This is a genomic window from Streptomyces sp. DS1-CR2, assembly GCF_055760475.1.
Genome location: NZ_CM147085.1, coordinates 1,074,218 through 1,100,670 on the forward strand (window position 1 = coordinate 1,074,218; position 26,453 = coordinate 1,100,670).

General features: G+C 71.0%; 28 protein-coding genes and 2 pseudogenes. 17 read left to right on the top strand and 13 right to left on the bottom strand.

What is annotated here, in order from left to right:
- Window positions 1-78: 78 nt before the first annotated feature.
- The 3 genes from ACY0PA_RS05355 to ACY0PA_RS05365 are packed head-to-tail and all read right to left on the bottom strand — an operon-like array spanning window position 79 to window position 3,309.
- Window positions 79-963, bottom strand: coding sequence for an ABC transporter permease (locus tag ACY0PA_RS05355; protein ID WP_473083576.1), 885 nt, complete (start codon window positions 961-963; stop codon window positions 79-81).
- Window positions 964-975: 12 nt separating this feature from the next.
- A complete protein-coding gene (locus ACY0PA_RS05360; RefSeq protein ID WP_473083577.1) occupies window positions 976-2,178 on the bottom strand; it encodes an ABC transporter substrate-binding protein in 1,203 nt (400 codons plus the stop codon).
- A 54-nt stretch (window positions 2,179-2,232) separates the two neighbouring features.
- Window positions 2,233-3,309 (bottom strand): ABC transporter ATP-binding protein, encoded by a 1,077-nt coding sequence (locus ACY0PA_RS05365; RefSeq protein ID WP_473083578.1) that lies wholly within the window; start codon window positions 3,307-3,309, stop codon window positions 2,233-2,235.
- Window positions 3,310-3,422: 113 nt separating this feature from the next.
- Between ACY0PA_RS05365 and ACY0PA_RS05370 the strand changes: the two genes are divergently transcribed.
- Both ACY0PA_RS05370 and ACY0PA_RS05375 read left to right on the top strand, forming a co-directional pair.
- Window positions 3,423-4,241 carry a FadR/GntR family transcriptional regulator gene (locus ACY0PA_RS05370; RefSeq protein WP_473083579.1) on the top strand — a complete coding sequence of 273 codons (819 nt, stop codon included), beginning with the start codon at window positions 3,423-3,425 and terminating at the stop codon, window positions 4,239-4,241.
- Window positions 4,195-4,998 carry a cache domain-containing protein gene (locus tag ACY0PA_RS05375; RefSeq protein WP_473083580.1) on the top strand — a complete coding sequence of 268 codons (804 nt, stop codon included), beginning with the start codon at window positions 4,195-4,197 and terminating at the stop codon, window positions 4,996-4,998. Before ACY0PA_RS05370 ends, ACY0PA_RS05375 begins: the two co-directional genes overlap by 47 nt.
- Before the next feature lie 19 nt (window positions 4,999-5,017).
- On the opposite strand, the gene ACY0PA_RS05380 is transcribed toward ACY0PA_RS05375, so the two are convergent.
- From ACY0PA_RS05380 to ACY0PA_RS05400, 5 genes are all read right to left on the bottom strand, one after another.
- Window positions 5,018-5,440 carry a GNAT family N-acetyltransferase gene (locus ACY0PA_RS05380; RefSeq protein ID WP_473083581.1) on the bottom strand — a complete coding sequence of 141 codons (423 nt, stop codon included), beginning with the start codon at window positions 5,438-5,440 and terminating at the stop codon, window positions 5,018-5,020.
- A gap of 185 nt (window positions 5,441-5,625) precedes the next feature.
- Complete coding sequence (locus ACY0PA_RS05385) at window positions 5,626-6,465, bottom strand: alpha/beta fold hydrolase (RefSeq protein WP_473083582.1); 840 nt, start codon at window positions 6,463-6,465, stop codon at window positions 5,626-5,628.
- Window positions 6,466-6,492: 27 nt separating this feature from the next.
- Window positions 6,493-6,828, bottom strand: a complete 336-nt coding sequence (locus ACY0PA_RS05390; RefSeq protein ID WP_473083583.1) for an alpha/beta fold hydrolase — start codon at window positions 6,826-6,828, stop codon at window positions 6,493-6,495.
- A gap of 87 nt (window positions 6,829-6,915) precedes the next feature.
- The gene (locus ACY0PA_RS05395; RefSeq protein ID WP_473083584.1) at window positions 6,916-7,572 is read right to left on the bottom strand and encodes a DUF1707 SHOCT-like domain-containing protein; all 657 of its coding nucleotides are present in this window, start codon (window positions 7,570-7,572) and stop codon (window positions 6,916-6,918) included.
- A 72-nt stretch (window positions 7,573-7,644) separates the two neighbouring features.
- Window positions 7,645-8,055, bottom strand: coding sequence for a RidA family protein (locus ACY0PA_RS05400; protein ID WP_473083585.1), 411 nt, complete (start codon window positions 8,053-8,055; stop codon window positions 7,645-7,647).
- A 176-nt stretch (window positions 8,056-8,231) separates the two neighbouring features.
- Between ACY0PA_RS05400 and ACY0PA_RS05405 the strand changes: the two genes are divergently transcribed.
- The 3 genes from ACY0PA_RS05405 to ACY0PA_RS05415 all read left to right on the top strand — a co-directional run bounded on the left by ACY0PA_RS05405 (window position 8,232) and on the right by ACY0PA_RS05415 (window position 11,726).
- The gene (locus tag ACY0PA_RS05405; RefSeq protein WP_473083586.1) at window positions 8,232-10,742 is read left to right on the top strand and encodes a SpoIIE family protein phosphatase; all 2,511 of its coding nucleotides are present in this window, start codon (window positions 8,232-8,234) and stop codon (window positions 10,740-10,742) included.
- A 113-nt stretch (window positions 10,743-10,855) separates the two neighbouring features.
- Window positions 10,856-11,311: a GNAT family N-acetyltransferase gene (locus ACY0PA_RS05410; protein ID WP_468982910.1), complete on the top strand. Its 456-nt coding sequence runs from the start codon at window positions 10,856-10,858 to the stop codon at window positions 11,309-11,311.
- Window positions 11,312-11,333: 22 nt separating this feature from the next.
- Complete coding sequence (locus tag ACY0PA_RS05415) at window positions 11,334-11,726, top strand: TOBE domain-containing protein (RefSeq protein ID WP_473083587.1); 393 nt, start codon at window positions 11,334-11,336, stop codon at window positions 11,724-11,726.
- Window positions 11,727-11,750: 24 nt separating this feature from the next.
- Here the strand turns inward: ACY0PA_RS05415 and ACY0PA_RS05420 are convergent.
- Window positions 11,751-11,960, bottom strand: a pseudogene (locus ACY0PA_RS05420) (hypothetical protein); the annotation flags it as partial.
- Window positions 11,961-12,108: 148 nt separating this feature from the next.
- On the opposite strand from ACY0PA_RS05420, the pseudogene ACY0PA_RS05425 reads away from it, so the two are divergent.
- From ACY0PA_RS05425 to ACY0PA_RS05445, 5 genes and pseudogenes are all read left to right on the top strand, one after another.
- A pseudogene (locus ACY0PA_RS05425) lies at window positions 12,109-12,359 on the top strand (MerR family DNA-binding transcriptional regulator).
- Between the two features lie 71 nt (window positions 12,360-12,430).
- The gene (gene modA / locus ACY0PA_RS05430; protein WP_473083588.1) at window positions 12,431-13,270 is read left to right on the top strand and encodes a molybdate ABC transporter substrate-binding protein; all 840 of its coding nucleotides are present in this window, start codon (window positions 12,431-12,433) and stop codon (window positions 13,268-13,270) included.
- Complete coding sequence (gene modB / locus ACY0PA_RS05435) at window positions 13,267-14,148, top strand: molybdate ABC transporter permease subunit (RefSeq protein WP_473083589.1); 882 nt, start codon at window positions 13,267-13,269, stop codon at window positions 14,146-14,148. Before modA ends, modB begins: the two co-directional genes overlap by 4 nt.
- 61 nt (window positions 14,149-14,209) lie before the next feature.
- Window positions 14,210-15,301 carry an ABC transporter ATP-binding protein gene (locus ACY0PA_RS05440; RefSeq protein ID WP_473083590.1) on the top strand — a complete coding sequence of 364 codons (1,092 nt, stop codon included), beginning with the start codon at window positions 14,210-14,212 and terminating at the stop codon, window positions 15,299-15,301.
- Between the two features lie 175 nt (window positions 15,302-15,476).
- Window positions 15,477-15,896 carry a TOBE domain-containing protein gene (locus ACY0PA_RS05445; RefSeq protein WP_473083591.1) on the top strand — a complete coding sequence of 140 codons (420 nt, stop codon included), beginning with the start codon at window positions 15,477-15,479 and terminating at the stop codon, window positions 15,894-15,896.
- A 74-nt stretch (window positions 15,897-15,970) separates the two neighbouring features.
- Here ACY0PA_RS05445 and lpdA read toward each other — a convergent pair whose 3' ends face one another.
- Entirely contained in the window at window positions 15,971-17,380 is a 1,410-nt protein-coding gene (gene lpdA / locus ACY0PA_RS05450; protein WP_473083592.1) for a dihydrolipoyl dehydrogenase, read from the bottom strand.
- A gap of 193 nt (window positions 17,381-17,573) precedes the next feature.
- Here lpdA and ACY0PA_RS05455 point away from each other — a divergent pair, with 193 nt between their 5' ends.
- The 5 genes from ACY0PA_RS05455 to ACY0PA_RS05475 all read left to right on the top strand — a co-directional run bounded on the left by ACY0PA_RS05455 (window position 17,574) and on the right by ACY0PA_RS05475 (window position 21,332).
- Window positions 17,574-18,188, top strand: a complete 615-nt coding sequence (locus ACY0PA_RS05455) for a DUF4291 domain-containing protein (RefSeq protein WP_473083593.1) — start codon at window positions 17,574-17,576, stop codon at window positions 18,186-18,188.
- A 157-nt stretch (window positions 18,189-18,345) separates the two neighbouring features.
- Entirely contained in the window at window positions 18,346-19,071 is a 726-nt protein-coding gene (locus tag ACY0PA_RS05460; protein WP_473083594.1) for a peptidoglycan-binding domain-containing protein, read from the top strand.
- Window positions 19,072-19,138: 67 nt separating this feature from the next.
- Entirely contained in the window at window positions 19,139-19,786 is a 648-nt protein-coding gene (locus tag ACY0PA_RS05465; RefSeq protein WP_473083595.1) for a CatB-related O-acetyltransferase, read from the top strand.
- A gap of 237 nt (window positions 19,787-20,023) precedes the next feature.
- Complete coding sequence (locus tag ACY0PA_RS05470) at window positions 20,024-20,923, top strand: glycoside hydrolase family 16 protein (protein WP_473083596.1); 900 nt, start codon at window positions 20,024-20,026, stop codon at window positions 20,921-20,923.
- A 28-nt stretch (window positions 20,924-20,951) separates the two neighbouring features.
- On the top strand, window positions 20,952-21,332 hold the full coding sequence (locus tag ACY0PA_RS05475) for a hypothetical protein (protein ID WP_473083597.1): 381 nt from the start codon (window positions 20,952-20,954) through the stop codon (window positions 21,330-21,332).
- Window positions 21,333-21,353: 21 nt separating this feature from the next.
- Here the strand turns inward: ACY0PA_RS05475 and def are convergent, their stop codons facing one another.
- Complete coding sequence (gene def, locus ACY0PA_RS05480; RefSeq protein WP_473083598.1) at window positions 21,354-22,016, bottom strand: peptide deformylase; 663 nt, start codon at window positions 22,014-22,016, stop codon at window positions 21,354-21,356.
- A gap of 105 nt (window positions 22,017-22,121) precedes the next feature.
- Between def and ACY0PA_RS05485 the strand changes: the two genes are divergently transcribed.
- Window positions 22,122-22,709 carry a helix-turn-helix domain-containing protein gene (locus ACY0PA_RS05485; protein WP_473083599.1) on the top strand — a complete coding sequence of 196 codons (588 nt, stop codon included), beginning with the start codon at window positions 22,122-22,124 and terminating at the stop codon, window positions 22,707-22,709.
- Between the two features lie 141 nt (window positions 22,710-22,850).
- Here the strand turns inward: ACY0PA_RS05485 and ACY0PA_RS05490 are convergent, their stop codons facing one another.
- Together ACY0PA_RS05490 and ACY0PA_RS05495 are read right to left on the bottom strand one after the other, a co-directional pair.
- The gene (locus ACY0PA_RS05490) at window positions 22,851-23,177 is read right to left on the bottom strand and encodes a hypothetical protein (protein ID WP_473083600.1); all 327 of its coding nucleotides are present in this window, start codon (window positions 23,175-23,177) and stop codon (window positions 22,851-22,853) included.
- 711 nt (window positions 23,178-23,888) lie between these two features.
- Entirely contained in the window at window positions 23,889-25,163 is a 1,275-nt protein-coding gene (locus ACY0PA_RS05495; protein WP_473083601.1) for a D-arabinono-1,4-lactone oxidase, read from the bottom strand.
- Window positions 25,164-25,335: 172 nt separating this feature from the next.
- Here ACY0PA_RS05495 and ACY0PA_RS05500 point away from each other — a divergent pair, with 172 nt between their 5' ends.
- Window positions 25,336-26,382, top strand: coding sequence for a LacI family DNA-binding transcriptional regulator (locus ACY0PA_RS05500; RefSeq protein ID WP_473086242.1), 1,047 nt, complete (start codon window positions 25,336-25,338; stop codon window positions 26,380-26,382).
- The last annotated feature ends 71 nt before the right edge of the window (window positions 26,383-26,453 follow it).

The following is a 26,453-nucleotide window of genomic DNA, read 5'->3' on the forward strand; positions in this document are numbered from 1 at the left end:
CGTGATACGGAGGGTCGGCGAGGGCGGGCGGCGGCCCGGGACATCAGGGGCTTCAGACGAACCGGCAGGCTCGGGGCGTCACAGGCTGCTGAGGGCTCCGGTGCGGCGTACCGCGAGCAGGTACAGCACGATGATCACCACGGGCACGGTGCCGAGCGCGGCGGCGAGCGGCAGGTCGAGGGTGATGTTGGAGTAGATGAGGTTGCCGATCAGCTGCGTCTTGCCGCCGACGATCTGCACGGCGATGTAGTCGCCGAGGCTGAGCGAGAACGTGAAGACCGAGCCGGCCGCGACGGACGGCAGGATCATCGGCAGGACCACCGAGCGGAAGGTGCGGCCCGTGCGGGCGCCGAGGTCGGCGGAGGCGTCGAGGAGGCTGTCCGGGAGCTGTTCGAGTCCGGCGTGGATCGGAAGGATCATGTACGGCAGCCACAGATAGGTCAGGACGAGGACAGTGGCGGTGAGGCCGTAGCCGGGCCCCTTGAGGCCGAGCGGCCCCAACACCCAGTCAAGGAGGCCGCCTTGAGCGAGGATGAGCCGCCAGGCGTACGCCTTGACGAGGTAGCTGGCCCACAGCGGGGTGAGGATGGCGACGACGAGGAGCGGCCGCCACCGGGGGTTCGCGATGCGAGCCGTGTAGAACGCGATCGGGAACGCGATGAGCACGCACAGCGCGGTGACCGCGAGGGCGACGCCGACGCTGCGCAGGGCGACCTGCCGGTAGACGTCGGTGGTGAACAGGGCGGTGAAATTGTCCGTGTTCCAGATCTTCACGACGTTCGAGGTGAAGGAGTCCGTGGTCCAGAACGCGGACAGGAACAGGACGGTGAGCGAGCCGAGATAAGCCAGGACGAGCCAGGCCAGTGGTGCGGAGAGCAGCAGGGACAGCTGTAGCCGGGGGCGGCGGTACAGGGCCCCGGCGAGCCGCCGGACGGGTCCGGCGGCAGGCGCGGTGTCGGTCATCGGCGGCAGGTCCTAGCCCTTGATCTCGGTCCAGGCCTGGACCCACTTGGCATACGGGACGCACTTGGTGTCCGTGCGGCCGTCGATGCACTGGGCGATGGGCGTGGTCCAGAAGTGGACGTTCTTCCAGTAGGCCTCGTCGGCCGCGTGGTAGCTGGCGCAGTGGTTCTTGTCGGCCGTCAGGTCACACGCCTTCGCGTTGGCCGGCGCCTCACCGAAGTACTCGGCGACCTGGGCGTTGGCCTTGGGCGAGATGATCCAGTCCATCCACTTGTAGGCGCAGTTGGGGTGCTTGGCCTTGGCGGAGAGCATCCACGTGTCGGACCAGCCGGTGGCGCCCTCCTTGGGCAGGACGCCCTTCACGGGGACCTTCTCCGCCTGGGCGGTGTTGAGGATCACCTGCCAGCTGGTGCCGACGACGGAATCGCCGCTCTTGAAGGCGGAGACCTCCTTGAGGTAGTCGCTCCAGTACTCGCCGACATTGGAGTTCTGCGCCTTGAGCAGGGCGACCGCCGCGTCGAACTGCTTCTGGTCAAGGGCGTAGGGGTCCTTGATGCCGAGGGACGGCTTGGTCTTCATCAGATACAGGGCGGCGTCCGCGAGGTAGATCGGCGAGTCGTACGCGGTGACCTTCCCCTTGTGGGCCGAGGCCTTGTCGAAGACCGCGGACCAGGAGTCGGGCGCCGGGGAGACCTTCTTGGTGTTGTACATGAGGAGATTGGCGCCGCGGCCGTGCGGGATGCCGTAGGCGACACCCTTGACCGAGTTCCACTGCTGGTTCTTCAGTCCGGCGAAGACATCCTTGTAGTTGGGCACCAGTTTGGTGTTCACGGGGGCCGCGTCACCCGAGGCGATCAGCCGCAGCGACGCGTCGCCGGAGGCGGAGACCGCGTCGTACTGGCCGGTCTTCATCAGGTTGACCATCTCGTCGGACGTGCCCGCGGTCTTGGTGTTGACCTGGCAGCCGGTCCGCTTCTCGAAGTCGGTGACCCAGTCGACCTTCGGGTCGTTCGAGCCGTCCTCGGCGTAACCGGCCCAGGCGATCAGGTTGACCTGGCCCTCCGTCTTGCCGAGGGTCTTCTGCGCGGAGAGCTTCGGCGGGGTGAAGTCGCTGCCGCCGGGCGAGGATCCGGCGGTGTCCGGGGAACCGCAGGCGGAGGCGAGGAGCAGGGCGCCGAGCGCGGCCACCGCTCGGGACGTTCGGGTCAGTCGCACGGGGATCTCCAAGGTGAGGGGACGGTCGGGCAGGCGGTAGCGGTCGTTCGAGGTCTACGGCGATACGTGCTTGCCAGGAGCGAGGCCGGCGGACGGCCAACTGGCGTCAGGAACCTGGAAGTTGTGCCGCCTGTGCCACTGGAGTCTGACCCGGGAGCCGCGCAGGGCGGCCACGTCCTCGGAAGAGGTCTCGAGGTTCTGCTGGAGGGCGGTGAGGCGGCCCCCGGCATCGAGGTCGACGAGGAAGCGGGTCGCGTCGCCCAGATAGACGACCTCCGCGACGGTGCCGGTCGCGCTGGCGTGCTCCGGCTCGGCGGCGGCGGACTCCTTGAGCACGTGGATCTTCTCCGGGCGGATGCTGTACGTCGCCCGGTCCCCGACGACCTGCTCCGCCGCGTCGCCGGACAGGAGATTCGAGGTGCCGACGAAGCCCGCGACGAAGGGGGTGGCGGGACGCTCGTATATCTGGGCCGGGGTGCCGACCTGTTCGACGCGGCCCTGGTGGAAGACCGCGATGCGGTCGCTCATCGTCAGCGCCTCCTCCTGGTCGTGCGTCACGAAGACGAACGTGATGCCGATCTCCCGTTGGATCGCCTTGAGTTCGACCTGCATCTGCTCGCGGAGCTTGAGGTCGAGGGCGCCCAGCGGCTCGTCGAGGAGCAGCACCTTCGGGCGGCCGACGAGGGCGCGAGCCAGGGCCACGCGCTGACGCTGGCCGCCGGACAGCTGGGAGGGCCGGCGCCCGCCGAAGCCTTCGAGCCGCACGCTCGCCAGAGCCTCCCTGGCCCGCGCGAGGCGCTCGGCCTTGGGCACCTTGCGGACCTTGAGGCTGTAGGCGACGTTCTGCTCCAGGGTCATGTGCGGGAACAGGGCGTAGTCCTGGAACACGGTGTGCACGTCACGCTCGAAGGGGGCCCGGCGGGTGACGTCGGCGCCCGCGAGCTCGATGGTCCCTGCGGTCGGGGCCTCGAAGCCCGCGATCATCCGGAGCACCGTGGTCTTGCCCGAGCCGGACGGCCCCAGCATCGAGAAGAACTCGCCGTCCGCGATCTCCAGGTCGACCCCGGCCACGGCCTCCGTCCTGCCGAAGGACTTGCGCAGGCTCTGCAGCCGGATGGCCATTCCCTCCATGGGCGGGAACCTTTCTGGTGCTGTCGGGAGTTGGCCGTAAACATATGAAGCCATAGTTCTAATTTCAAGGCCCCGCTAAGGTAAAGGCTGTGCCAAGTGGCAAGGTGGTGACCGTGAACCGAGACAAAACCGGCGTCCGAAGAGCCGTCTTCACACCCGTCGACACGCTCGCCCGCGTGGACGCCGTCGTGCGGCGGCTCGGTGACGCCATCGACCTCGGGCTGCTCGCCGACGGTGAGCAGCTGCCCGGCGAGAGCGACCTCGCCGCCCAGCTCGGCGTCTCCACCGTGACCCTGCGCGAGGCCCTCATGGCGCTGCGGCAGCGCGGCCTGGTCACCACCCGCAGGGGCCGCGGCGGCGGCAGCTTCGTCACCGTCCCCGACGGCCCCGCCGAAGACCGGCTCCTCGCCCGCCTCGCCGACTGGAGCACGGAGGAACTGCGCGATCTCGCCGACCACTGGGCCGCCGTCTCCGGCGCCGCCGCCCGCCTCGCGGCCCGGCGCACGGAGCCCGCCGATCTGCGGCAACTGCAGAGGTCTTTGGGAGAGTTGATGGACGCCAAGGACTCGGGGGCCCGCAGCCGCATCTACGGTCGCTTCCATGTCGAGCTGGCCGCCGCCGCCCAGTCCGCCCGTCTGACCAGGGAAGAAGTCGCTCTGCAGACCGAAGTCGGAGCGCTGCTGCGGCTGGTGCTGCACGACGACGACCTCCTCGCGGACGCCGCGGACCGTCACCGCGCCGTGATCTCGGCCGTGCATGATGGGGCGGACGACCGCGCCAGAGCCCTGGCCGAACAGTGCGTGCAGACCTCCATGGCGCGCCTGATCGAACTCCGCCTCGGCCCGGCCGGCGACGCGAGCGGTCCCCGCCCGAAGGAGGCCCCCGATGGGCAGCAATCCCCGTCCCGCACACGCCGGATCGGCGCTGCTTGACGACCTGTCGGCAGCCGACGCGGCCGCCCGCGTCCGCGACGCGCTCGAAGGGGTCTTCGACGCCGTCGGCGCCACCGCCGCGGACATCGAGGCGCTACTCTCCTCCGTCGCCGCCGAGGGCCGCCGCCCGGCCACGGACGACCTGACCGCGCTGCGCCCCGGACTGCACACCCGGCTCGACCGCTACGACCTGGTCTCGGGGATCGGCTTCGTCGCGGCGCCCGGTCTCCTCGACGACGTACCCGCGTGGCTCGAGTGGTGGCAGCGGACCGCGGACGGATCCGTGCAGCGGCTGCTGCTCGACCTGGACCCGCAGCGCTCCGCGTACTCGGACTACACCCACTGGGACTGGTTCACGCTGCCCCGCGACACCGGGCAGCGGGCCGTCGCGGGCCCCTACGTCGACTACCTCTGCTCCGACGAGTACAGCCTCACGCTGTCCGCGCCCGTGACGGTCGGGGGCCGCTTCATGGGAGTGGCCGCCGCCGACGTCTACCTGCGGCGCTTCGAGTCCGTCGTCATGCCGCTGCTCCAGCGCCTTCCGGGCCCCGCCCGCCTGGTGAACGCGCGCGGCCGCGTCGCCGCCTCGACGGACCCCCGCCACCTCGTCGGCTCCCTCACCAAGGGCCCCGACCTCGCGGCGGTACTGGCCGGACCGGCACAGGGCACGGACCACGACGAGGTGCGCCTGCTGCCGTGCGACGGTGTCCCGTTGATCCTGGCCACGACACCTCCGATGTCTGAGACCAGGCGGTAATAAACCCGCTCCGGCCCCCTCAGGCACCACCCGGCGCACGCACCGCCGCCGCGACTGCGCTGTACACGCGACCGTCCACCACGTACTCGCCCAGGGGCCGCATACCGAACCCGTCCACGTGGACGCGCCAGGAGGGCCGGTTCGTGGACTCGATGAACGCGACCACCGCGTCGGCCCGCGCCGCGGCCGCCTCGACGGCCATGGTGAACAGGCCACGCGCCACCCCGCGCCCCCGGTAGGCCGCGTCGACGACCACGGGACCGTAGAGCAGCGAGCGCACCTCACTCAGCGGCCGGTCCTCCCAGCGCAGCGAGTACTGCGCCGCGAGCAGGCCGACGACCGGTGGCGGCGGCGCGGGCAGTTCGTCGAGGCCGGAGAGGGCGAGGAGACCCACCACCTGCCCGTCGTCGTCGGCCACCAGCAACGTCCCGGCCGCGGCCATGGCGCGGAGCGTCGTGGTCGAAACCCCCTTGTACGAAGCCCTGGTCGTCCCGCTGCTGTTCCGTCAGGGCGTCGCCGTGGTTGGCGGCGAAGAGCGCGGCCATGGCGGGAGCGTCGGCCTCGGTCGCCCAGCGATACGTCGTGGATCCGATCCTGGCACGGCAGGCGCGGCGCGCACGGCGGCGGCTATCCCAGGAACGAGGCCACCGTCTCCGTGAAGCGATCGGGGTCGTCGACCCACGGGAAGTGGCCCGCGCCTTCCTGGACGACCAGGTGGGCGCGCGGGAACAGCTCCGCGACGGCGGCGGCGACCCGGGGCAGCGGGCCGCCGTCCCGCTCGCCCGCCACGACCAGGACCCGCGCGTCCCACCCGGTCAGGGCGGCGCGGGCCACTGCGGGGTCGAAGGATCCGGGGGACGCGTAGACGTCCGCCGCCTCCTCGTTGGTCTGGTCGACCTCGCAGGCGGCGTGCGCCTCGGCGGCCGCGTCCCAGCGCCCGTAGAAGAACGGGACAGCCGCGTCGAAGTCCTCGTCGGTCGCGGTGCCGTCCCAGACGCGTCCGAACGCGTCGCGCGCGGAGGCGAACCAGGGTTCGTCCGCGCGCAGGTCCGCCGCTTCGAGCCGCTGCTCCGTGGTGAAGTCGACACCGAGGGCGCGTGCGCGGGCGGTGACCATGGTGAGGGTGCGGACCCGCCCGGGACACCTGGCAGCGTAGAGCAGCGCGAGGTCTCCGGCTGCCGAGTGCGCGAGCAGATCGACGCTCTCCAGGCCGAGTTGGACGCGGAGCGCCTCGACGTCGTCGACCTGCCGGTCGCAGCGGTACGTGGACGGGTCCGCCGGGACGTCGGAGGCGCCGGTGCCGCGCAGGTCCAGCAGGACAAGGCGGCGCCGCTTCGAAAGCCCGCCGAGGTCGCCGAGGTAGGCGGAGGCACGCATGGGCCCGCCGGGCAGACAGATCAAGGGCTCACCCTCCCCCACGACGTGGTAGGCGAGCCGGGTGCCGTCGGGTGCGGTGAAGGCGGGCATGGCGTCATCCTCGGGTCCGCGCGCCGATCATGGCAAGCGGATTGGCGCCCGCCCGGCGGGGCCGGGAGTCACCGGCGGGGGTTCCGGATCGGGTACGCGCGTGAACTCCCGTACAGCTGAAGCCAGTTCAGTCGGCTGGCCCAGGGGGACGAGGGTGTAGCTGTCCTCGATCTCGACCAGCCGCCCGCGCGGGAGGAGCTCGGCGAGGCGCCGGCCGTGGGCGAGCGGCATCACGCGGTCGTCGCGCGCCCAGATGAGTTCCCGCCGCCGGGCTTCACCGCGCGGCGACCCGGCCGACCGCCGGTAGCCCGCCCGTCCTGGTGAGCCGTCGTCGGCAGGGGTGTTCACATCGGCGGCTTCCATGGCCGGTCCTCCTCGCGCAGCGAACGCTCGGGCCGACCATAGCCGCCGGGGGCGGACCATGATCCGTACGTCCCGCCGGGGTCCCGGTCAGCGAGGGAGCGCCGCCACCGGTCGCGGGCGCCGCAGCAGCCACTGCCAGAAGCCGCGGCGGGGCGGCCTGGGCGGCCTGGGCGGCCGTATGGTGACGCTGCCGCTGTGGACCTCACCCGTCATCTGGATGCGCAGCCTGACCGGCGTCACGGGCTCGGGCCGCGCCTGATGGCGCACGCTACCGCTGCGAACGGCCACATCGTCGACGTCCGCGACGACGTCCGGCGGCACCAGCAGCGTCACCGACCCGCTGCGCACCGCGACCTCGATCTCCAGGGTGGGCACCGCTATGACGGCCTGGGTGAAGTCGAGCACGACGGAACCGCTCCTCGACTCGATCTCCAGACGCCTCGGAACCACCCAGCCGCCGTCCCGTTTCGCGCTCGCGCTGTCGACGACGATCCGCGACACGTCTTTCGGGGTTGCGGCCGCGACGCCGGCGGCCCACGCAGGGCCGGCCTCGGGCAGGTCGGCGAGCAGGGCCGCCAGCTCACCGTGGGTACGGGCCGTCAGCGCGGCCCCGAGCCGTTCGTCCAGCTCGTCCGCGGTCAGTCGGCCGTCACCGGCGGCGACGGTCAGCCGCTCCACGACCTGGTCGCGCTCCTCGTGCGACGCACGCAGCTCGCGGCGGTCTGGCACCATTTCACCGGGCATGGACGCACTCTAGTGGCGTGGCCGCCACCCGTGGAACCGGCCCGGGCGGCCACCCGCGACCGGATCGTCCCGTCAGGAGTCCAGTACCGCCGCGACGCCCTCGATCTCCACGAGCTGGTCGGCGTATCCGAGCACCGTGACGCCCATCAACGTACTGGGGACGTCGTGGTCGCCGAACGCGTCGCGCACCACCTCCCACGCCGTCACGAGGTCCTCCTGGCGCGTGGACGCGACGAGGACGCGGGTGCTGATGACGTCGCCGAGCGTGGCGCCGGACTCGGTGAGCGCCGTCCGCATGTTCTCCACGGCCTTGGCCGCCTGTCCGGCGTAGTCGCCGACGGCCGCCGTCGAGCCGTCCTCGTTCAGCGGACAGGCCCCTGCGAGGAAGATCAGCCGCGCTTCCGCGGGCGCCGTGGCCGCGTAGGCGTACTCGGCGACGTCGGACAGCGAGGACGAGCGGATCAGCGAGACGGCGCGGGGCACGTGAGTTTCCCTTCGAAGCGGGTACGACGGGCGGTCATCCTCGCAAGGAACTTCGGCGGACGCCCCGGATTTTCCCGGCGCGGAGGCGTGCGGGTGGCGAACAGCTGCCGCCATCGTCACACGAGGTGAAGAATGGACGGGAGGGGGAAGCCACCTTCAGGACGGAGCGGGGCGCAGTGGGGACGAGCGAGCACAGCGATGCCACCGAGCAGCGCTTCGACGTGGCGGACGCCGCGCCGGTGCTGCTCGACGCGCACGGGGTGGTGTCCGGCTGGTCGGGCGCAGCCGGGCGGCTGCTGGGGTACGCGGCCGCCGAGGTCGTGGGCCGGAAGGTGGCCGAGCTGCTGCTGCCCGCGGACGCGGCCCGGGTTCGCACGCTCAGCGAGCGGTGCAGGAGGGCCGGCGGCTGGTCCGGGATCCTGACGGCGAGGCACCGCGACGGCCACTCGGTCACCCTGATGGCACGCGTCGTCGAAGCGCAGCTCAGCCCTGGGCCCGAGCGCTGGATCGCGCTCGTGACGGACCTGACGGGGGCGCCGGGATGGGACATGAGCCGCTCCGTCCTTGAGCAGATGGCCACGCGCTCCCCCTTGGGCATCGCCATCGTGGACACGGATCTGCGGTACGTGTGGTCGAACGAGGCGCTGGCACGGTTCGGCGGCGGCCCGGCGCAGGACCGTATCGGACTCAGGCTGGCGGACATCCAGCCGGGGCTCGACTCCGAGCGGCTCGAGGCGAAGATGCGCGAGGTCCTGGAGACGGGCGAAGCGGTCGTGGACTTCGAACAAGTGGGCCGCGTGCGGTCCGCCCCGCACCGCCAGATCGCCCACGCCATGTCGTTCACGCGGCTCGACGACGACAACGGGCACCCACTGGGCGTGTACTACACGGCTATGGACATCACCGACCGCTATCTGGCCCGGCAGCGGCTCGCCCTCCTGGACCGGGCCGGGGAGCACATCGGCCGGAGTCTGAACGTCCTGCAGACCGGGCAGGAACTGGCCGATGTGGCGGTGCCCGGCCTCGCGGACTTCGTCGCAGTGGATCTGCTGGAGTCCGTGCTCGAAGGGGCCGAGCCGACGCCGGGGCCGCCGGACGACTCCGAGGTGGTGATGGTGCGGCGCGCGGGCCACCGGTCGGTGCGGGACGGCGTCCCCGAGACCGGCATCCGCATTGGGGAAACGGTCCGCTATCACGCGGATTCACCCCCCGCCCGCGTCCTGACCAGCGGCGAGTCCTGGCACGAGGAGCAGGTCGGCCCCCAGGCTGAGGACTGGACGGCGACCGGCCCTGGCCGCCCGGCGGCCTCTCTCATGGAGTTCGGGCTGCACTCGATGATGATCGTGCCGATCCGCTCGCGCGGCGTCACGATGGGCATCACCAGCTTCTTCCGGCGAGACCGCCCGGACCCGTTCGACGCGGACGATCTGGCGCTCGCGGAGGAGCTCGTCGCCCGGGCCGCGATCTGCGTGGACAACGCCCGCCGCTACACACGCGAACGCGACGCCGCGCTGGTGCTTCAGCGGAGTCTGCTGCCGAGCCACCTGCCCGAGCAGAACGCGGTGGACGTCACCGCCTGCTACCGGCCGGCGGACGAGCTGACGGGCCTCGGCGGCGACTGGTTCGACGTCATCCCGCTGTCCGGCGCCCGGGTCGCCCTCGTCGTGGGCGACGTCCCCGGCCACGGCATCGACGGCGCCGCCGCCATGGGACGGCTGCGCACCGCGGTCCAGACGCTCGCCGATCTGGACCTGCCGCCGGAAGAGGTGCTCGCCCACCTCGACGACCTCGTCAGCAGGGGCGCGCGCGAGGAGGACTCCCTCAGCGCGGTCCAGGCCGTGGGCGCCAGCTGTCTGTACGTGGTGTACGACCCGGTCAGCGGCCAGTGCGCCATGGCCAGCTCCGCGCATCCCCCGCCCGCGCTCGTGACCCCGGACGGCGAGGTCTCCTTCCCCGACCTCCCGATCGGGCCGGCGCTCGGCACGGGCGGCCTGCCCTTCGAGGCGGCCGAGATCTCCCTCGCGGAAAGCACTGTGCTCGCGCTGCACACCGACGGACTGCTCGCCGTCGACCCACGGGAACCCGGTCGCGAGCCCGGCCTCGACGCGGGCAGGGAGCGCCTGCGCAATGCCCTGGAGCTGCGCGGCCCGTCCCTGGAGAACCGCTGCGTGGCCGTCGTCGACGCGCTGGTGCCCGCGCGCCCGAACGACGATGTGGCCCTCCTGATGGCCCGCACCCACCGTCTCGGCGCCGGGCAGGTCGCGTCGTGGGATCTGGAGAGCGACCCAGCGGTCGTCGCCGAGGCACGCAGGAAGGTCACCCAGCAGCTGTCCGCATGGGGGCTCGACGAACTCGCCTACACAACGGAACTCGTCGTCAGCGAACTCGTCACCAACGCGATCCGGTACGCCTCCGGGCCGATCCGGCTGCGTCTGATCGTCGAACGGGCGCTGATCTGCGAGGTGTCCGACGCGGGCGCCAGCGCTCCGCATCTGCGCCACCCCCGCACCACCGACGAGGGCGGGCGCGGGCTGTTTCTCGTCTCCCAGTTCTCCCAGCGCTGGGGAGCGCGCTACACCCTCGAAGGAAAGATCATCTGGGCCGAACAGTCCCTCACCGACGAACTGGACACCGAGACCGGGACCGGGACCCGGACCGACGAAACGCCCCCTGAGACGACGCGCTGAACCAGCGCCGCCGCACCGCATCCCCTCCAGGCCGGAAAGAGGTCGCCCGATCACCGACTGCCGGGCACCGATATGCAGTTGACGTGCGGCGACGGGCGCGATTTCCTGCTGCGATGACTGATCTGCGCATAGAGAAGGTGCAGGGCGACGCCCTGATCGAGGACTGGCGTCACGTCCACAACCTGATCATCCCGGCCGACCCGCTGTCCCTCGACGACGTGCGCGAGCGGGTGGGCCGCAACCATCTGGAAGTCGCCTATCTCGGCGATACCCTCGTGGGCTGCACGACGGTGCGCCCGCCGACGGACGACACCGCCACAGCCACAGTGATCGCGCGCGTGCTCCCCGACCACCGGCGGCAGGGCTTCGGCGAAGTGCTCTACCGGCACGGCCTGGAGCACGCGCGGACACTGGACGCCGCCGTCATCGAGACGGTGATCCTGGCGTCCAACGTGGCCGGGGTGCGGTTCGCCGAGAAGCACGGGTTCGTGGAAGTGGAGCGCTACGTGCTGCCGGAGGACCCCGCGCTGTGGTTCACGATGCGACTCGCCGAGGACGGGCTCACCTGAGTATTCGTCTATCTTGGCGCGTATGCAGTCCTACACGATCGGCCAGGCCGCGCGACTCCTCGGCGTGAGCCCGGACACCGCGCGCCGATGGGCCGATGCGGGCAGAGTGGCCACCCACCGTGACGCGGGTGGGCGGCGGCTCATCGACGGCGGGGACCTGGCCGCCCTCTCGGTCGAGGTCGCCAGGACCGGCGGCGAGGACGACATCTCATACACCTCCGCGCGCAACGCCTTCCCCGGCATCGTCACTGCCGTGAAGCTGGGCGATGTAGCGGCCCAGGTGGAGATCCAGGCGGGCCCTCACCGGCTGGTGTCACTGCTCACGCGTGAGGCCGTGGAGGAGCTGGGACTTGAGGTCGGCGCGGAGGCCACCGCCCGCGTGAAGTCGACGAACGTGCACATCGACCGCACCTGACGTCTGCGGGCGGCGGCCCGCGCGGCCGGGTCCCGCGTCGTGCAGGACGTCGTGCAGCAGCGGGCCCGCGAAGCTGTGCTCCTGGATGCCGCTGGTGGCGCACTCGAAGCTGACCCGGGCCGCGTGCTGCGGCCAGCCGAACAGATCGGGCACCGTCAGCCGGGCCGGGCGCGCGACATCACCAGTCAGGGCGAGCTCTGCCACCGGTCCGGCGGCCGTAAGAGATTGACGCACGGACCACCACCTCCCGGATGACCGTACCCGGGCCACGGCCGGAGCAGTCTCATACAAACGCACATGCCTACCCCCATCCGCACATGATCCAGCTCATGCGATGCGACAAGAGACTTTCGCCTCGCATCTGCGGCAGTATGATCCGTGCATGCGCACCTACCGGATCGGGGAGGCGGCCGCCTTGACGGGCGTCAGCGCCGACACCCCTCGGCGCTGGATCGACGGCGGGAAGCTGCATGCCGAGCGTGACGAGCTGCGCCGCCGGATCATCCCCGGGCCGGACCCTTCCGGGTCGTGGCCACGGTCAGCCGGGAGTCGGCCGAGGAGAGGGAGCTGGAACCCGGCGTGCCTGCCGTCGCCGTGATCAAATCGACCAACGTGGTCGTCGAAGGTCCTTGAAGTGTCCGCCGGACGCTTCGCGGAGAATCAGCCCGATTCTTCTCCAGAGAGCCCTAGGGAGTAACCCCGTGATGACCCGTTACGCGCCCCGGACCCGCCTGACCCTGCAGGTGACCGGCGTGGGCGTCGCCGCGCTGCTGGCGCTGAGCGCCTGCTCCTCCGGCTCGGACTCGTCCTCCGAGAAGGCCTCTTCCTCCTCGGCGTCCGCGGACTCCTCCAAGAAGCTGACGGGCACGGTGACCGTCTTCGCCGCCGCCTCGCTCAAGGAGAGCTTCACAACCCTGGGCAAGGACTTCGAGAAGGCCCACCCAGGCACGAAGGTGACGTTCAGCTTCGGCGGCAGTGACACCCTTGCCGCGAGCATCACCGGTGGCGCGCCGGCCGACGTGTTCGCCGCCGCCAGCCCCAAGACGATGGCGATCGTGACGGACAAGAGGGACGGGAAGGGCACAGCCACCGCCCCGTCGACGTTCGTGCGCAACCAGCTGGAGATCGCGACCCTGCCGGGCAACCCCGACAAGGTCGCCTCCCTCAAGGACCTCACCAAGTCCGACCTCAAGGTCGTGCTCTGCGACAAGACGGTGCCGTGTGGCGCCGCCGCGCAGAAGGCGCTGGACGCAAGCAAGCTGAAGCTCACCCCGGCCTCGTACGAGCAGGACGTCAAGAGCGCCCTGACGAAAGTGGAGTTGAAGGAGGCCGACGCCGCCGTCGTCTACAAGACCGATGTGAAGGCCGCGGGCAACAAGGTCGAGGGCGTCGGGTTCCCCGAGTCCACCAACGCCATCAACGACTACCCGATCGCTCTCCTGAAGGACGCGCCGAACGCCGAAGCGGCCAAGGAGTTCATCGCGCTCGTGCAGTCCCCCGAGGGCCAGAAGGTCCTGACCGCGGCAGGGTTCCTCAAGCCGTGACCGAGCTCGACAAGTCAGGGGCCGCGGCCAAGGTCCTCACGGGTGGCGGCACCCGTGGGGCCGGGCCGCGGCGTCGGCGTGCCCGGCCGGGCGCCCGAGGACGCGGGGTGCCTCTCCCGCTTCTGCTGCCCGCCCTCGCCGGCCTCGCGTTTCTGCTGCTGCCCCTGATCGCCCTGCTCGTGCGGGCCCCTTGGCGCAGCCTGCCGGACCAGCTGACAAGTCCGGAGGTCTGGCAGGCGCTCCAGCTGTCCCTGATCTGCGCGACGGTGGCCACGGCGGTGAGCCTGGTTCTCGGGGTGCCGCTGGCCTGGCTGCTCGCGCGCACGGAATTCCCCGGGCGCGGCTTCGTCCGGGCTCTGGTGACGCTGCCGCTCGTACTGCCACCGGTGGTGGGCGGTGTGGCGCTGCTGCTGGCGCTCGGGCGCAACGGTGTCGTCGGGCAGTTGCTGGACTCGTGGTTCGGGATCACGCTGCCGTTCACCACGGCGGGGGTCGTGGTCGCGGAGTCGTTCGTGGCGATGCCGTTCCTCGTCATCTCCGTGGAGGGCACGCTGCGGGCTGCCGATCCGCGGTTCGAGGAAGCCGCCACGACGCTGGGCGCCTCCCGTTTCACGGCGTTCCGCAGGGTGACGCTGCCGCTGATCATGCCGGGTATCGCAGCGGGAGCTGTCCTCGCCTGGGCGCGCGCGCTCGGCGAGTTCGGCGCGACGATCACCTTCGCGGGCAACTTCCCCGGCCGTACGCAGACCATGCCGCTGGCCGTGTACCTGGCGCTCCAGAACGATCCGGCCGCCGCGATCGCCCTCAGCCTGGTGCTGCTCGCCGTGTCGATCGCGGTCCTCGCGGGGCTGCGGGACCGCTGGATGACGGCGTCATGACCGGCCCCGCTCTCCCCCTCACGGTCCCCGCCGGACCGTCCGACCACCGGATGACCGCCCCATGACGCACATCGACCAGGCCACCGGTGGCGTCCTCGCCGACGGCATCCGCGCCGAAGGCCTGGACGCCCGCCTCGTCGTCGACCGCGGTCCCTTCCGCCTCGACGTCGCCCTGAGCGTGGCCCCGGGCGACGTGGTCGCGCTCCTCGGACCGAACGGCGCCGGCAAGACCACAGCCCTGCGCGCCCTGGCGGGTCTCACGCCTCTGACGGGTGGCCATCTGCACCTGGACGGCACCGCGTTGGACCGTACGGCGCCCGAATCCCGGCCGGTCGGCGTGGTCTTCCAGGACTACCTCCTCTTCCCCCACCTGAGCGCCCTGGACAACGTCGCCTTCGGCCCGCGCTGCCATGGCGTGCCCAAGGCCGAGGCGCGCGATCAGGCCGCGCGGTGGCTGGACCGCATGGGCCTCGCCGACCACCACGGCGCCAAGCCGCGCCGGCTGTCCGGCGGCCAGGCCCAGCGCGTGGCCGTGGCCCGCGCCCTGGCCACCCGTCCCCGGCTGCTGCTCCTCGACGAGCCGCTCGCCGCGCTCGACGCCCGCACCCGCCTCGACGTGCGCGCCCAGCTCCGGCGCCACCTGGCCGAGTTCGAGGCGGTCGCCGTACTGGTCACTCACGACCCGCTGGACGCGATGGTGCTCGCCGACCGGCTCGTCGTCATAGAGCACGGGCGCGTCGTCCAGGAGGGCGCCCCCGCCGACATCGCCCGTCGTCCTCGTACGGACTACATCGCCCAGCTGGTCGGCCTGAACCTCTACAAGGGGCAGGCCGACGGGCACGTGGTGCGGGTCGGCTCCGGGCCGGAGATCGCGACCAGCGAGGAGCTGTCGGGACCCGCCTTCGTGGCGTTCCCGCCGGTCGCCGTGACCCTGTACCGGGACCGGCCCACCGGCACCAGCGCCCGGAATCTGTGGCGCTGCCAGGTCGCCGGGCTCGAGACTCACGGGGACCAGATCCGCGCGGACCTCACGGGTGAACTCGACCTCGCCGCCGACCTCACGACGGTCGCCGCCGCCGAGCTGAACCTGCACCCGGGCGCGCCGGTCTGGGCCACGGTCAAGGCGGCGCAGACGCACGCGTATCCCGCCTGACTCGGCGCCCCGGGAGCCCGTAACAGAGTCGGCGCCTGCGACCTGCCAGGCACTCGCGCCCCCTCGCCCGGCAGGTGCGACGGGCCTCGCACACAGCCGCACCCCACCCGGCTACGGTGATGCCTACAGAGGCCCAAAACCCGACATTCCATACCAATTCTGTGAGGCGTTCCGTATGAGCCTGAGCATCCGCAATCAGCTTCCCGGAAGCGTTACGGGCATCACGGCCGGTGAGGCCATGGCGACCGTCACGGTCCGCCTCGACGGCGGCCAGGACATCACCGCGGCGATCACCCTGGATGCCGTCAAGGACCTCGGCCTCACCGAGGGATCCGCCGTGCGCGCCCTGGTCAAGTCCACGGAGGTCTCCCTCGCCACCGGCACGGTCGAGGGCCTGTCCATCCGCAACCAGCTCCCCGGAACGGTCGACGACGTCGTCGCGGGAGGGGCCATGGCCTCCGTCAAGGTCAGCGTCCAGGGCGGCGAACTGACCTCCGCGATCACCAAGGACGCCGTCACCGACCTGGCCCTGGCCCCCGGCACCTCGGTCGTGGCCCTGATCAAGGCGACCGAGGTCTCGCTCGCGACCGCGTGACGGCAAGGGGTTCACCGACCACTTGACCGAGGAAACCCGGCCGGCCACCGCAGAGGCCGCCGCCCGGACGCACGTCACATGTTGATCATGTGTCCGGCCAGCCCGTGCACCGCCTCCTTCACGGCCTCGCCCAGTGTCGGGTGGGCGTGCACGTTGCGGGCCACCTCGTGGACGGTCAGGTCCCACTGCTGGGCCAGCGTCAACTCCGGGAGGAGTTCGGTGACTTCGGGGCCGATGAGGTGGGCGCCGAGCAGTTCGCCGTACCGGTCGTCGCTGATGATCTTGACGAAGCCCGTCGGTTCACCGAGGCCGTGCGCCTTCCCGTTCGCCGAGAACGGGAACTTCGCCACCTTCACGTCGAAGCCGAGCTCGCGGGCCTGCGCCTCGGTCCAGCCGAAGCTGGCGATCTGCGGCTGGCAGTAGGTGGCGCGCGGGATCATGGTGAAGTCGACCTCCATGGTCTCCGCGCCGCCGATCGTCTCGGCGGCGATCACCGCCATGGCCTCCGCCGCGTGTGCCAGCATCAGCTTCGCGGTGACGTCACCGATCGCGAAGAGGTGGGGCACGTTGGTGCGGCCGCGTCCGTCCACGTCGATCGCGCCGCGGTCGGTGAGCTGTACACCGGTGTTCTCGAGCCCGTATCCGGTGGTCCGCGGCGCGAAGCCGATCGCCTGGAGGACCTTGTCGGCCTCGATCACGCGCTGCTGCCCGTCCTTGGAGACCGTGACGCGTACCTTGGCCGCCGGGTCGCTGTCGTCGATGGACTCCACCCGCGTCCCGGTGTGCACCTCGATGCCCAACTTCCGGTACTGACGGGAGAGTTCCTTGGACACGTCGGCGTCCTCGGTCGGCACCATGCGGTCCAGGAACTCGACGACGGTCACCTTGACGCCGTAGTTGTGCAGGACGTAGGCGAACTCGACGCCGATCGCACCGGCGCCCGCGATGACGACGGACTCGGGGAGCGTCTCGGAGAGGATCTGCTCCTCGTAGGTGACCACGCGGTCGCTGAGGGCGGTGCCCGGCAGGAGGCGGGTGGTGGCGCCGGTCGCGATGATGCAGTTCCCGAAGGTGACGGTCTCGGTGCCGCCGGCCGTGAGGTCGATCCGGAGCGTGCGGTCGTCGGTGAACGTGCCGCGCCCGTCGTACTCGGTGATGTCGTTCTTCTTCATCAGGTAGTGCACGCCCGCGACGCGGCCGTCGGCGACCTTGCGGCTGCGCCGGTAGGCCTCGCCGTAGTCGAAGCTGACCTGCCCGTCGACGTGGATGCCGAAGGCCGAGGCCTGCTGCGTGAAGATGTGCGCGAGTTCGGCGTTGCGCAGGAGCGCCTTGGACGGGATGCAGCCCACGTTCAGGCAGACACCTCCCCAGTACTTCTCCTCGACGACCGCCACACGAAGGCCCAGCTGGGTGGCGCGCACGGCCGCGGTGTAGCCACCGGGCCCGGCGCCCAGGACGACGACGTCGTAGTGCGTGGTACTCATGGAGCGTTCCTGCCGTTTCGGTGAGACGCGGTCTGGCGCTGACGTGCACGACGGTACGTCCGCGGGCCCGGAGCGCGCGAATACGCAACGCCCGCACCTCCCCGGCCCACGCGCCGTCAGCCGTCGTGACGTTACGCCGTCACGCCAGGAAATCGATGGCCTCCCGACGCCCGCGCCCCTCACCCTGTACGGCATGGAAGAACCAACCCGTAGGATCCGCGCCCTGCACACCGCCTCGACCGTGACGGTCTATCAGGCGTACCGCCCCGACCTCGGTCTCGCCGCGGCCCGAGAGGGGTGGTTCCCCCCGGCCTGGAAGCGGGACCGGATGACGTGGATCAAGCCGTCGTTCCTGTGGATGATGTACCGCTCGGGCTGGGGCACCAAGGAGGGGCAGGAGACCGTCCTCGGTATCGAGATCACCCGGGACGGATTCGAATGGGCCCTCCGGCACGCCTGTCTGTCGCATTACGAGCGCGGCCTGCACCCCGACCGCGACACCTGGAAGCGCCGGCTCAAGCAGGCTCCCGCCCGCGTCCAGTGGGATCCGGAACGCGATCTGCGGCTCCAGCCGCTGCCGCACCGTTCGCTGCAACTCGGTCTCGCGAACGGCGCGGCGGGCCTGTTCGCGGACGAGTGGACGGTGTCCGTCACCGACGTGACCGCCCTCGCGCACGAGGTGCGCGCCCTGGTGCGCGAAGGCGATCTCGACGCCGCCCGGCGTCTGTTGCCCAGGGAGACGCCGTATCCGGTGGAGGACGATGTGCTGAACCACCTCGTGGTCGCGGTCGGGGATCGGTCCAACTGATCGTCGTCATATGCTGTGCCCGCCCGGAGGAGGGGCGATTCACGTGAATGCACAGCATTGCCCCTGGTGCGGGGCCGGATCCGCTGGCGGCCAGCCCCCGGCATGCGCCTGCCCCAAGACCGCACCGGCGATTCCGGCAAACCCGGTGTTCGGGCAGGTGGCTCCGCCCGGGCAGTCCGTCGGCCCGGTGGCCCAGGACGATCTGCGGCTCTTCGAGGGGCCGGTCGTCGGTGGCTCTTCGGCCCGGACGCCGGAGCGTCCCGGCGCGCCCGGTCGTCGTCGGCGCGCACCCGCGCGCCGCAGGCCATGGCTGCTCGCCGGTACGGCGGTGGTGGGTGTCGGGGCGGCCGCTGTCATCGCCATGGCGACCGGAGTGTTCAGCTCCGGAGCGGGCCCGAGCGAGGCGGTGTCCTCGGTCGACGATCCGACCGTGCCCGCGCCGACCGGTTCCGCCTCGGAACGGACGGAAGGCCCCGCCCCCGAGGACGGTGCCGGTGCGAACCCCACCCGCTCCCAGGACCCGTCATCCACAGCCTCCGGATCCTCCTCGGCCGCCTCCGCAACCACATCCACCTCCGCGGCCGTCTCGGCCAAGTCCCCCACCGCGACGCCTTCCGAGCCCACACCCACCACATCGTCCGCCGCCCGCCCGGGACCAGGCTCCGGTGTCCTGTCCACCGGCAGCCACGGCGGCCAGGTCAAGGATGTGCAGCGGCGGCTGACGCAGCTCAACCTGTACACCGGGCCGGCCGACGGCACGTACTCGGCCGACGTCGCGGACGCCGTCCACCGCTATCAAGTCGCCCGCGGTATCGACGAGGACGCCGGTGTCTACGGCCCCAAGACGCGGACCGCACTGGAGTCGGAGACCAGTCGCCGCTGAGACCATGACGGCCGGCCGCCGCCGTCGCGTACATACAGCGCATACAGCGTAAGGAAGTTGGACTGTCATGTCGTTCGTGCCCGCCGATCCGACCGTGCTTCACCCGATGCCGGGGCAGTCGCGGGTCGTGCTGCTCAAGCCGCTTGTCACCTCGCCGCTGATCGAGGTCGGCGAGTTCTCGTACTACGACGATCCAGACGACCCGACCGCCTTCGAGACGCGCAATGTGCTGTACCACTACGGGCCGGAGAAGCTGGTCATCGGGAAGTTCTGCGCGCTGGGCGAGGGCGTGCGGTTCATCATGAACGGCGCCAACCACCGTATGGACGGCCCGTCGACGTTCCCCTTCCCCATGATGGGAGGTTCGTGGGCGGACCACTTCGACCTCATCAGCGGCCTGCCCGGCAGGGGCGACACGGTGATCGGCAACGACGTGTGGTTCGGCTACCGCACCACGGTGATGCCCGGTGTGCGCATCGGACACGGGGCGATCATCGCCTCGGGTTCCGTGGTCGTCGACGACGTACCCGACTACGGAATCGTCGGCGGCAACCCGGCGAAACTCATCCGCCGCCGATACTCCGACGAGGACGTCGAGCGCCTGCTCGCCCTCGCGTGGTGGGACTGGCCCACCGAGCACCTCACCGAGCACGTGCGCACCGTCATGTCCGGCTCCGTCGACGCTCTGGAGGCCGTGGCCCCGAAGCCGCGGTGAAGATCGGGGCGGCGGGCCGTCGGCCTACCGGGCGACCCCGCAGGCCACGGCGCCTGCGGGGTCGCTCCTTGCACTTGGTACACGCCAATGCCTTGACTCCACGATGGGCACTCCTTTAAATCAAGAAGTGAAGGAAGTGCCTCAAGTGGCCGTCGTCGGCGTTCACTTCCGGATGCTTCGCTTGCTTCGTTGTCATGCACGCGACCCCCCACACGACCCCCCACGTGAAGCGATGTGATGACCGTGAGCTCATCCTGGCGCCGCCGCGCCTCCCTGTACGCCGCCTCCCTGGCCTGCTGCGCCGCGAGCCTGGCGGCGATGCCCAGCGGCGCGTCCGCCGCCCCGGCGCCCATCGACAGCCCCGCGAAGGCCGCCGCGGCCACGTTCACCGATGATTTCAACGGCGCCGCGGGCTCGGCCGTCGACGGCGGCAAGTGGCAGATCGAGACCGGCGACAACGTCAACAACCATGAGCGGCAGTACTACACCGCGGGCAACAGCAACGCCGCGCTGGACGGCCAGGGCAACCTGGTCATCACGGCCCGCAAGGAGAACCCCGGCAACTACCAGTGCTGGTACGGGCGTTGTGAGTACACCTCGGCCCGGCTCAACACCTCAGGCAAGTTCACCCAGGCCTACGGTCATGTCGAAGCACGGATGAAGGTGCCGCGCGGCCAGGGCATGTGGCCCGCGTTCTGGATGCTCGGGGACGACATCGGCAGCGTCGGCTGGCCGGCCAGCGGCGAGATCGACGTCATGGAGAACGTCGGCTTCGAACCCGGCACGGTCCACGGCACGCTGCACGGCCCCGGGTACTCGGGCTCAGGCGGCATCGGCGCGGCCTACACGCTGCCCGGCGGCCAGGCCTTCGCCGACGGATTCCACACGTTCGCCGTGGACTGGGCCCCGGACTCCGTCAAGTGGTCGGTGGACGGCAACGTCTACCAGACCCGCACACCCTCCGACGTCGGCGGCAACCAGTGGGCGTTCAACAAGCCGTTCTTCCTGATCCTCAACCTCGCGGTCGGCGGCTACTGGCCGGGCGACCCCGACGGCAGCACGAGCTTCCCCCAGCAGCTCGTCGTCGACTACGTCCACGTCACGACCGGCAACGGCGCGGCACCGGCGAGCAAGTGAGGCGGGACCGCGCGGCTACGATCCATTAATGGTCCGCAGCGCGAAGAAGGCCCGCCGACTCGTGGTCGGCGGCCGGACGTACCTCTGGTCGGTGGGACACCGGCACCAGGAGGAGGACGGCCGGTTCCTGGACTGCAGGGAGATCCTCACCGTCCGCCCCGACGGGGCGGACGGGAGGCTACTGATCTCCTTCCGGCACGGCCCCGGCCGACTGGTTCCGGACGGGTTCCTGCACTCCGGAGCCGTCGGCACGACCGAGGGCCGCTTCCTGAACCTCCACGAGCCGGGCACCGTCAGGGCCCTGCTCGACGAGGCGATGTCCCGGGGTGGCTGGTGTCCTACGGACCCGCCGCCCCGGGACATCGACGGCTGGTCCCTCTTCGACGCCGCGGCGACCCGGCGGCGCTGACCGCTCGGCGCCCGGCCCGACTCACTTGCCCAGTTCGGCCGCGCGGGCCGCGCGCCGGGCGAACACACCGTCCCTCGTCGCCTCCATCTCGCGCAGCGCCGCCTTCCGTTCCCGCTGGGCGAGCCGGTCCAGATACGTACGGCCGTAGAGGTGGTCCGTCTCGTGCTGAAGGCAGCGCGCGAAGTACCCCCGGCCCTCGATCACCAGCGGATTGCCCTCCTGGTTGCGTCCCCGGACGACAGCGTGGTCCGGCCGCGGGACGACCTTGTAGGGACCGGGTACCGACAGGCAGCCTTCGGATTCCTCGGCCAACACACGTTGGGCCGCGGGCAGTTCGTCGAGAACCGGGTTGGCGATGTGACCGACATGACGCACCCCCCAGTCATCCGTGATGTCCCACACGAACAGCTGGAGGTCCACATCGACCTGATTGGCGGCGATGGCCGCGCCGTCAGCGACCGCGTTCGTGGCGAACATGTCGTCGATCAGCCTCGACAGTTCAGGTGTACCGAAGTTCGTGACCTCACGGCAGCGGCGGTGCAGGATCTCCTCCCCCACGACCGTGATGCGGCGCATCGTTCCGCGCCCGGCCTCTGGTGGAAGTCCCGAGTAGGAGTCCACCGGAACACCCTGCACCCGCACCCGTAGGTCCTGTGATGTTCCGTCACCGAACTGAACTGCCATGGGTGTTGACGCCTCCCGCGCGCAGGCCGAGGGGGGCCGGAGCGCATCCCCGGCCTCACTCGGCGGACTTGACCAACCGCTTTGCAAAGTAGCACTCTTTGCAAAATGAGCGACAAGGAACGAGACAGGGAACGACGACCCGCAGCGGCCGCCGGCCCGTGGATACCGCCGCGCGGAGCGCGACGGCTCCTGCCCGACCATCCGGTGCGAATCGCCCTCCTCGACCTGCTCGCAGAGGCCGGCACGGTCACCTCCACCGAGGCCGCCGCCCGCCTCGGCCACAGCTCCGGCCTCTGCTCGTTCCATCTGCGCCAGCTCGCGCGCTACGGCCTCATCGAGGAGGCACCCCCCACGGACGGACGGGCCCGTCCGTGGCAGTTGCGCTGGGAGTCCGGCGACCGGCCGGCCGGCCAGGCCGGACCTGCCCCCTTCGAGTCACTCGCCCGCGGCCTCGAGGACGAGAGCCACCAGCAGTGGCTGGCCCGGCGGGAGCAGGCACCGGCAGCATGGCGGGACGACGTGTCGTTCAGCGCCGTACTCCACCTCAGCCCGGCAGAAACGGCCGAACTCGCAGCCTCTGTGCGGGACTTGATGGTCGAGTTCCAGAGGCGCCACGACGCTGCCGCGACCCCGCCGGTGGACACCGTGCCGGTCGCCGCCGTCACGAGGCTGTTCCCGCTGCTCACCGACTAGCGGATCCTGAAGCTGTCCACGATCAGATAGCTCCCCGTCTTCATGACGCCCTTGTTGGTGTGCTCGCCCGGGTGGGCGAGGCTGCCAGGACGGCACGCGGACGTGCGACTCCGGCGCGGCAGAGGTCGTCACCACACCGTCTCAGTCCTGCGAACCGGAGCGGCGCCTGGCTGCGTACACGCCGGCGCCCACGGCACCGGCCACCAGGGCGGTGCCCGCAAGGAGCTGTGTGGCGTCGAGCCTGGAAAGGCTTCCGCCGTCTCCGGCCTCCACGCCCCCCGGCACTGTGGGCGTGGTGGGACGAGTGCCTCCGCCGGAGATGACGAGCTTGGCGGTGCCACGCCGCCCCTTGCAGTCGAACGTCACGTCGTACTGGCCACCCGGCTTCGCATCGCGGGAGACCGTGGCCTTCGCCGAACGGCCCCCATTGAGCGTGACGTCACCGAAGACGGGCGCCGTGACGCGCACGGTCGGCTTCTCGCACCGGGTGGCATTGAGGGTGACGGTCCCGCCGGGGGACACGGTCCTCGGGGAGACCGTGAATCCGAAGGGGGTGATGTTGTTGCCGCTGCCATCGGTGCGACCTTCACTGCCGAGGTCGTCGCCACCTTGATCGGTACCACTGTCGGAACGGCCGCCACTGTCGGCTTCGCGAGCGGGGGCGGTCTCGCCACCGTCGGCTTCGCCAGCGGGGGCGGTGTCCCCACCGTCGGCTTCGCCAGTAGGAGCGGTCTCGCCACCGTCAGCTTCGCGAGTAGGAGCGGTCTCGCCACCGTCAGCTTCGCGAGTAGGAGCGGTCTCGCCACCGTCAGCTTCGCGAGTAGGAGCGGTCTCGCCACCGTCAGCTTCGCCAGCGGGGGCCGTGTCCCCACTGTCGGCTTCGTCAGTGGGAGTGGCGTCGCCCCCGTCAGCTTCGCGAGTAGGAGCGGTCTCGCCACCGTCGGCTTCGCGAGTGGGGGCGGTCTCGCCACCGTCGTCCGCCACGGACGCCAGCGCGGTCACGGACACAAGCGCGGCGGCGCCGAACAGCGCTGCGGTAGCGAGACCTATGGAACGCACAGTGGACCCTCCAGACAGAAATACCCCCTGACTGTGGGAACGCTAGGTTCGGCGCCGGAGGGCAGCGACCCGGGCGCCGCCGAACGGACCAGCCCTGCGGTGCTCCGCAGGGGATCACGTTCAGTGACCGGCGAAGAGTTCCGTCACGAAGGCATTGCTGAACTTCCCGGCCGGGTCCAGCTCTTGTCGCAGCCGCCGGAAGTCAGGTGCTCGTTCGTAGAGGGCGGCGACGGTACGGGGAGCAGCCGTCGTCAGTTTCCCCCAGTGGGGGCGCGCCCCGAGCGGCAGCAGCCGCTCCTCGATGGCGCCGATGACGGGGAGTACGTCGTCGGGTCGTCGCACCCAGGTGAAGTGCAGGGCGAGGGACGCGCGGCCGTGGCTCGGACTGAGCCACAGGTCGTCCGCGGCGACCGTGCGGATCTCCGAGACGAGGAGTACCGGGGCGATCCGGTCTCCGAGCGCGCGCAGGGCCGCCATCGCGTCGGCCGCGGCCTCGCGCGGCAGGAGCAGTTCGGACTGGAGCTCCTCGCCGTTGCTCGGGGTGAAGTCGGGGCGGAAGTGGGGCAGGCGCTCGTGCCACGGTCCGGGGGCGCCCAGCTGCTCGGTGCAGAACGACGGTGGCATGCCGGGGACCGGGTGGCGTGGGCCGTCCGCGAGCAGGCCGCCCATCCACCGGTCTCCCGGGGTGACGGTCGGCAGGCGGTCGGTGCGGCGCTTCAGCCACACGGTGGCGGTCTCCGCGCGCCAGTCGGTGAACGCGCTGACGCTGTACGCGGCGCCGAACACGGTGTCGAAATCCTCGGCGATGTGGTCCAGCGGCACGTCGTCGTAGACCCACTGGGCGACGTCGAAGGCGGGTTCCACGGCGAGTGTCATGCCGACGACGACACCGAGAGCGCCCAGGTTGACCACGGCACCGGGGAAACGGTCCGGGTCGGAGTCGCGGTCCAGCGTCGTCCGCGTACCGTCGGGGCCGATCAGCTCGATCCCGGTCACTGCGGTGGCCAGACCGCGCAGCGAGTCCCCTGAACCGTGCGTGCCGGTGGCGCACGATCCCGCGACCGAGATGTGCGGCAGCGAGGCCAGGTTGGCGAGAGCGAGACCCCGCTCCTGGAGCGCCGAGGCGACCTCCGCGTACCGCATGCCGGCCGAGACGCTCACGGTGGCGCGGTCCTCGGACACCCGTACCCGGCGCGCGAGCCCGTCCAGGAGCACGAGGTCGCCGTCCGTGTCCGCGATGCGGTTGAAGGAGTGTCCGCTGCCGAGGACCCGTACCTTCTCGGCGGAGGCGACGGTCCGGCTCAGCTCGGCCTCCGACGTCGGACGGTGGACCCGCGCCGCGCCGAAGGTGACGTTTCCCGCCCAGTTCCGCAGCGGTGTATCGGTCGCGGGCATCCGCATGTCCGTTCTCAAGGGGTGTTCGCGTTCAACTATTTCGGCGCTGAAGACGCATGTTGCGAAAACCTAGAAGGATCTTGCCGGTGCGTCAAGGCTGCTGGGATGCGTTGATCCCCTTGCCCCGTCTCACCCCCAAGAAGTTACGATCCGTACCGTGAACTCCTCAGCGGTGCAGAAGAAGCAGACGTCGGCCTCCCAGGACGCTTCCGGGGCCGGCACGGCGACGCTTGCTGAGATCGCCCGCGAGGCGGGAGTCTCCGCTCCGACTGTTTCGAAGGTCCTCAACGGCCGGGCCGATGTCGCTCCGGCCACTCGCGAGCGGGTCGAGGAACTGCTCCGCCGCCACGGCTACCAGCGCCGCAGGGCCAACACCACGGCCATCCCCCTCCTCGAACTGGTCTTCCACGAGCTGGAAAGCTCCTGGTCGATGGAGGTCATCCGCGGGGTCGAGAACGTGGCCCGCGAGGAGGGGCTCAGCCTGGTCCTGTCCGAGCACGCCGGGCAGCTCAGCATCGGCCAGTCCTGGGTCGACGGCGTCCTCGCCCGCCGTCCCACCGGCGTGATCCTCGTCCTGTCCGGGCTCGACGCCGCTCAGCGGGCGCAGCTCACCAGCCGTGACATCCCGTTCGTGGTGATGGACCCGGCGGGCGATCCCGGTGACGACGTGCCCGCGATCGGCGCCACGAACTGGCAGGGCGGGCTCGCCGCCACGCGGCACCTGCTGGAGCTGGGCCATCGCCGGATCGGCGTGATCGCCGGCCCGGCGGGGATGATGTGCAGCCGTGCCCGGATCGACGGCTACCGGGCGGCCCTGGAGACGGCCGGCATCGCCGTCGACCCCGCGCTGATCCGCGAAGGGACCTTCCACCATGAGTCCGGCCACGCGGCCGGTCTCGAACTGCTCGGCCTGCCGGACCGGCCGACCGCCGTGTTCGCCGGCAACGACCTCCAGGCACTCGGCGTCTACGAGGCGGCCCGCGAACTGGGCCTGCGGATCCCGGACGACCTCAGTGTCGTGGGCTTCGACGATCTGCCTCTGGCCCGCTGGGTGGGGCCGCCGCTGACCACCGTCCGCCAGCCCCTGGTCGAGATGGCCGAGGCGGCCGCACGGCTGACCCTCGACCTGGCACGGGGCAACAAGCCCGCCACGCCGCGCATGGACCTGGCGACCCGTCTCGTCGTGCGGAGCAGCACGGCGGCGCCGGCCGAGCGGTAGCCCTCACCCCACCTCGCCACCACGCCCCATCGGCCATCACGCCCTGCGGCGACCTTCGAAACTGTCGGCGC

Coding starts and splice junctions, on each gene's coding strand:
- modA (WP_473083588.1), top strand. CDS start 12,431: ATGACCCGTTACGCGCCCCGGACCCGCCTGACCCTGCAGGTGACCGGC.
- ACY0PA_RS05455 (WP_473083593.1), top strand. CDS start 17,574: ATGGAAGAACCAACCCGTAGGATCCGCGCCCTGCACACCGCCTCGACC.
- ACY0PA_RS05465 (WP_473083595.1), top strand. CDS start 19,139: ATGTCGTTCGTGCCCGCCGATCCGACCGTGCTTCACCCGATGCCGGGG.
- lpdA (WP_473083592.1), bottom strand. CDS start 17,380: ATGAGTACCACGCACTACGACGTCGTCGTCCTGGGCGCCGGGCCCGGT.
- ACY0PA_RS05445 (WP_473083591.1), top strand. CDS start 15,477: ATGAGCCTGAGCATCCGCAATCAGCTTCCCGGAAGCGTTACGGGCATC.
- ACY0PA_RS05415 (WP_473083587.1), top strand. CDS start 11,334: ATGCAGTCCTACACGATCGGCCAGGCCGCGCGACTCCTCGGCGTGAGC.
- ACY0PA_RS05380 (WP_473083581.1), bottom strand. CDS start 5,440: ATGGCCGCGGCCGGGACGTTGCTGGTGGCCGACGACGACGGGCAGGTG.
- def (WP_473083598.1), bottom strand. CDS start 22,016: ATGGCAGTTCAGTTCGGTGACGGAACATCACAGGACCTACGGGTGCGG.
- ACY0PA_RS05470 (WP_473083596.1), top strand. CDS start 20,024: ATGACCGTGAGCTCATCCTGGCGCCGCCGCGCCTCCCTGTACGCCGCC.
- ACY0PA_RS05355 (WP_473083576.1), bottom strand. CDS start 963: ATGACCGACACCGCGCCTGCCGCCGGACCCGTCCGGCGGCTCGCCGGG.
- ACY0PA_RS05485 (WP_473083599.1), top strand. CDS start 22,122: ATGAGCGACAAGGAACGAGACAGGGAACGACGACCCGCAGCGGCCGCC.
- ACY0PA_RS05375 (WP_473083580.1), top strand. CDS start 4,195: ATGGGCAGCAATCCCCGTCCCGCACACGCCGGATCGGCGCTGCTTGAC.
- ACY0PA_RS05475 (WP_473083597.1), top strand. CDS start 20,952: ATGGTCCGCAGCGCGAAGAAGGCCCGCCGACTCGTGGTCGGCGGCCGG.
- ACY0PA_RS05390 (WP_473083583.1), bottom strand. CDS start 6,828: ATGGAAGCCGCCGATGTGAACACCCCTGCCGACGACGGCTCACCAGGA.
- ACY0PA_RS05385 (WP_473083582.1), bottom strand. CDS start 6,465: ATGCCCGCCTTCACCGCACCCGACGGCACCCGGCTCGCCTACCACGTC.
- ACY0PA_RS05495 (WP_473083601.1), bottom strand. CDS start 25,163: ATGCCCGCGACCGATACACCGCTGCGGAACTGGGCGGGAAACGTCACC.
- ACY0PA_RS05440 (WP_473083590.1), top strand. CDS start 14,210: ATGACGCACATCGACCAGGCCACCGGTGGCGTCCTCGCCGACGGCATC.
- ACY0PA_RS05365 (WP_473083578.1), bottom strand. CDS start 3,309: ATGGAGGGAATGGCCATCCGGCTGCAGAGCCTGCGCAAGTCCTTCGGC.
- ACY0PA_RS05410 (WP_468982910.1), top strand. CDS start 10,856: ATGACTGATCTGCGCATAGAGAAGGTGCAGGGCGACGCCCTGATCGAG.
- ACY0PA_RS05395 (WP_473083584.1), bottom strand. CDS start 7,572: ATGCCCGGTGAAATGGTGCCAGACCGCCGCGAGCTGCGTGCGTCGCAC.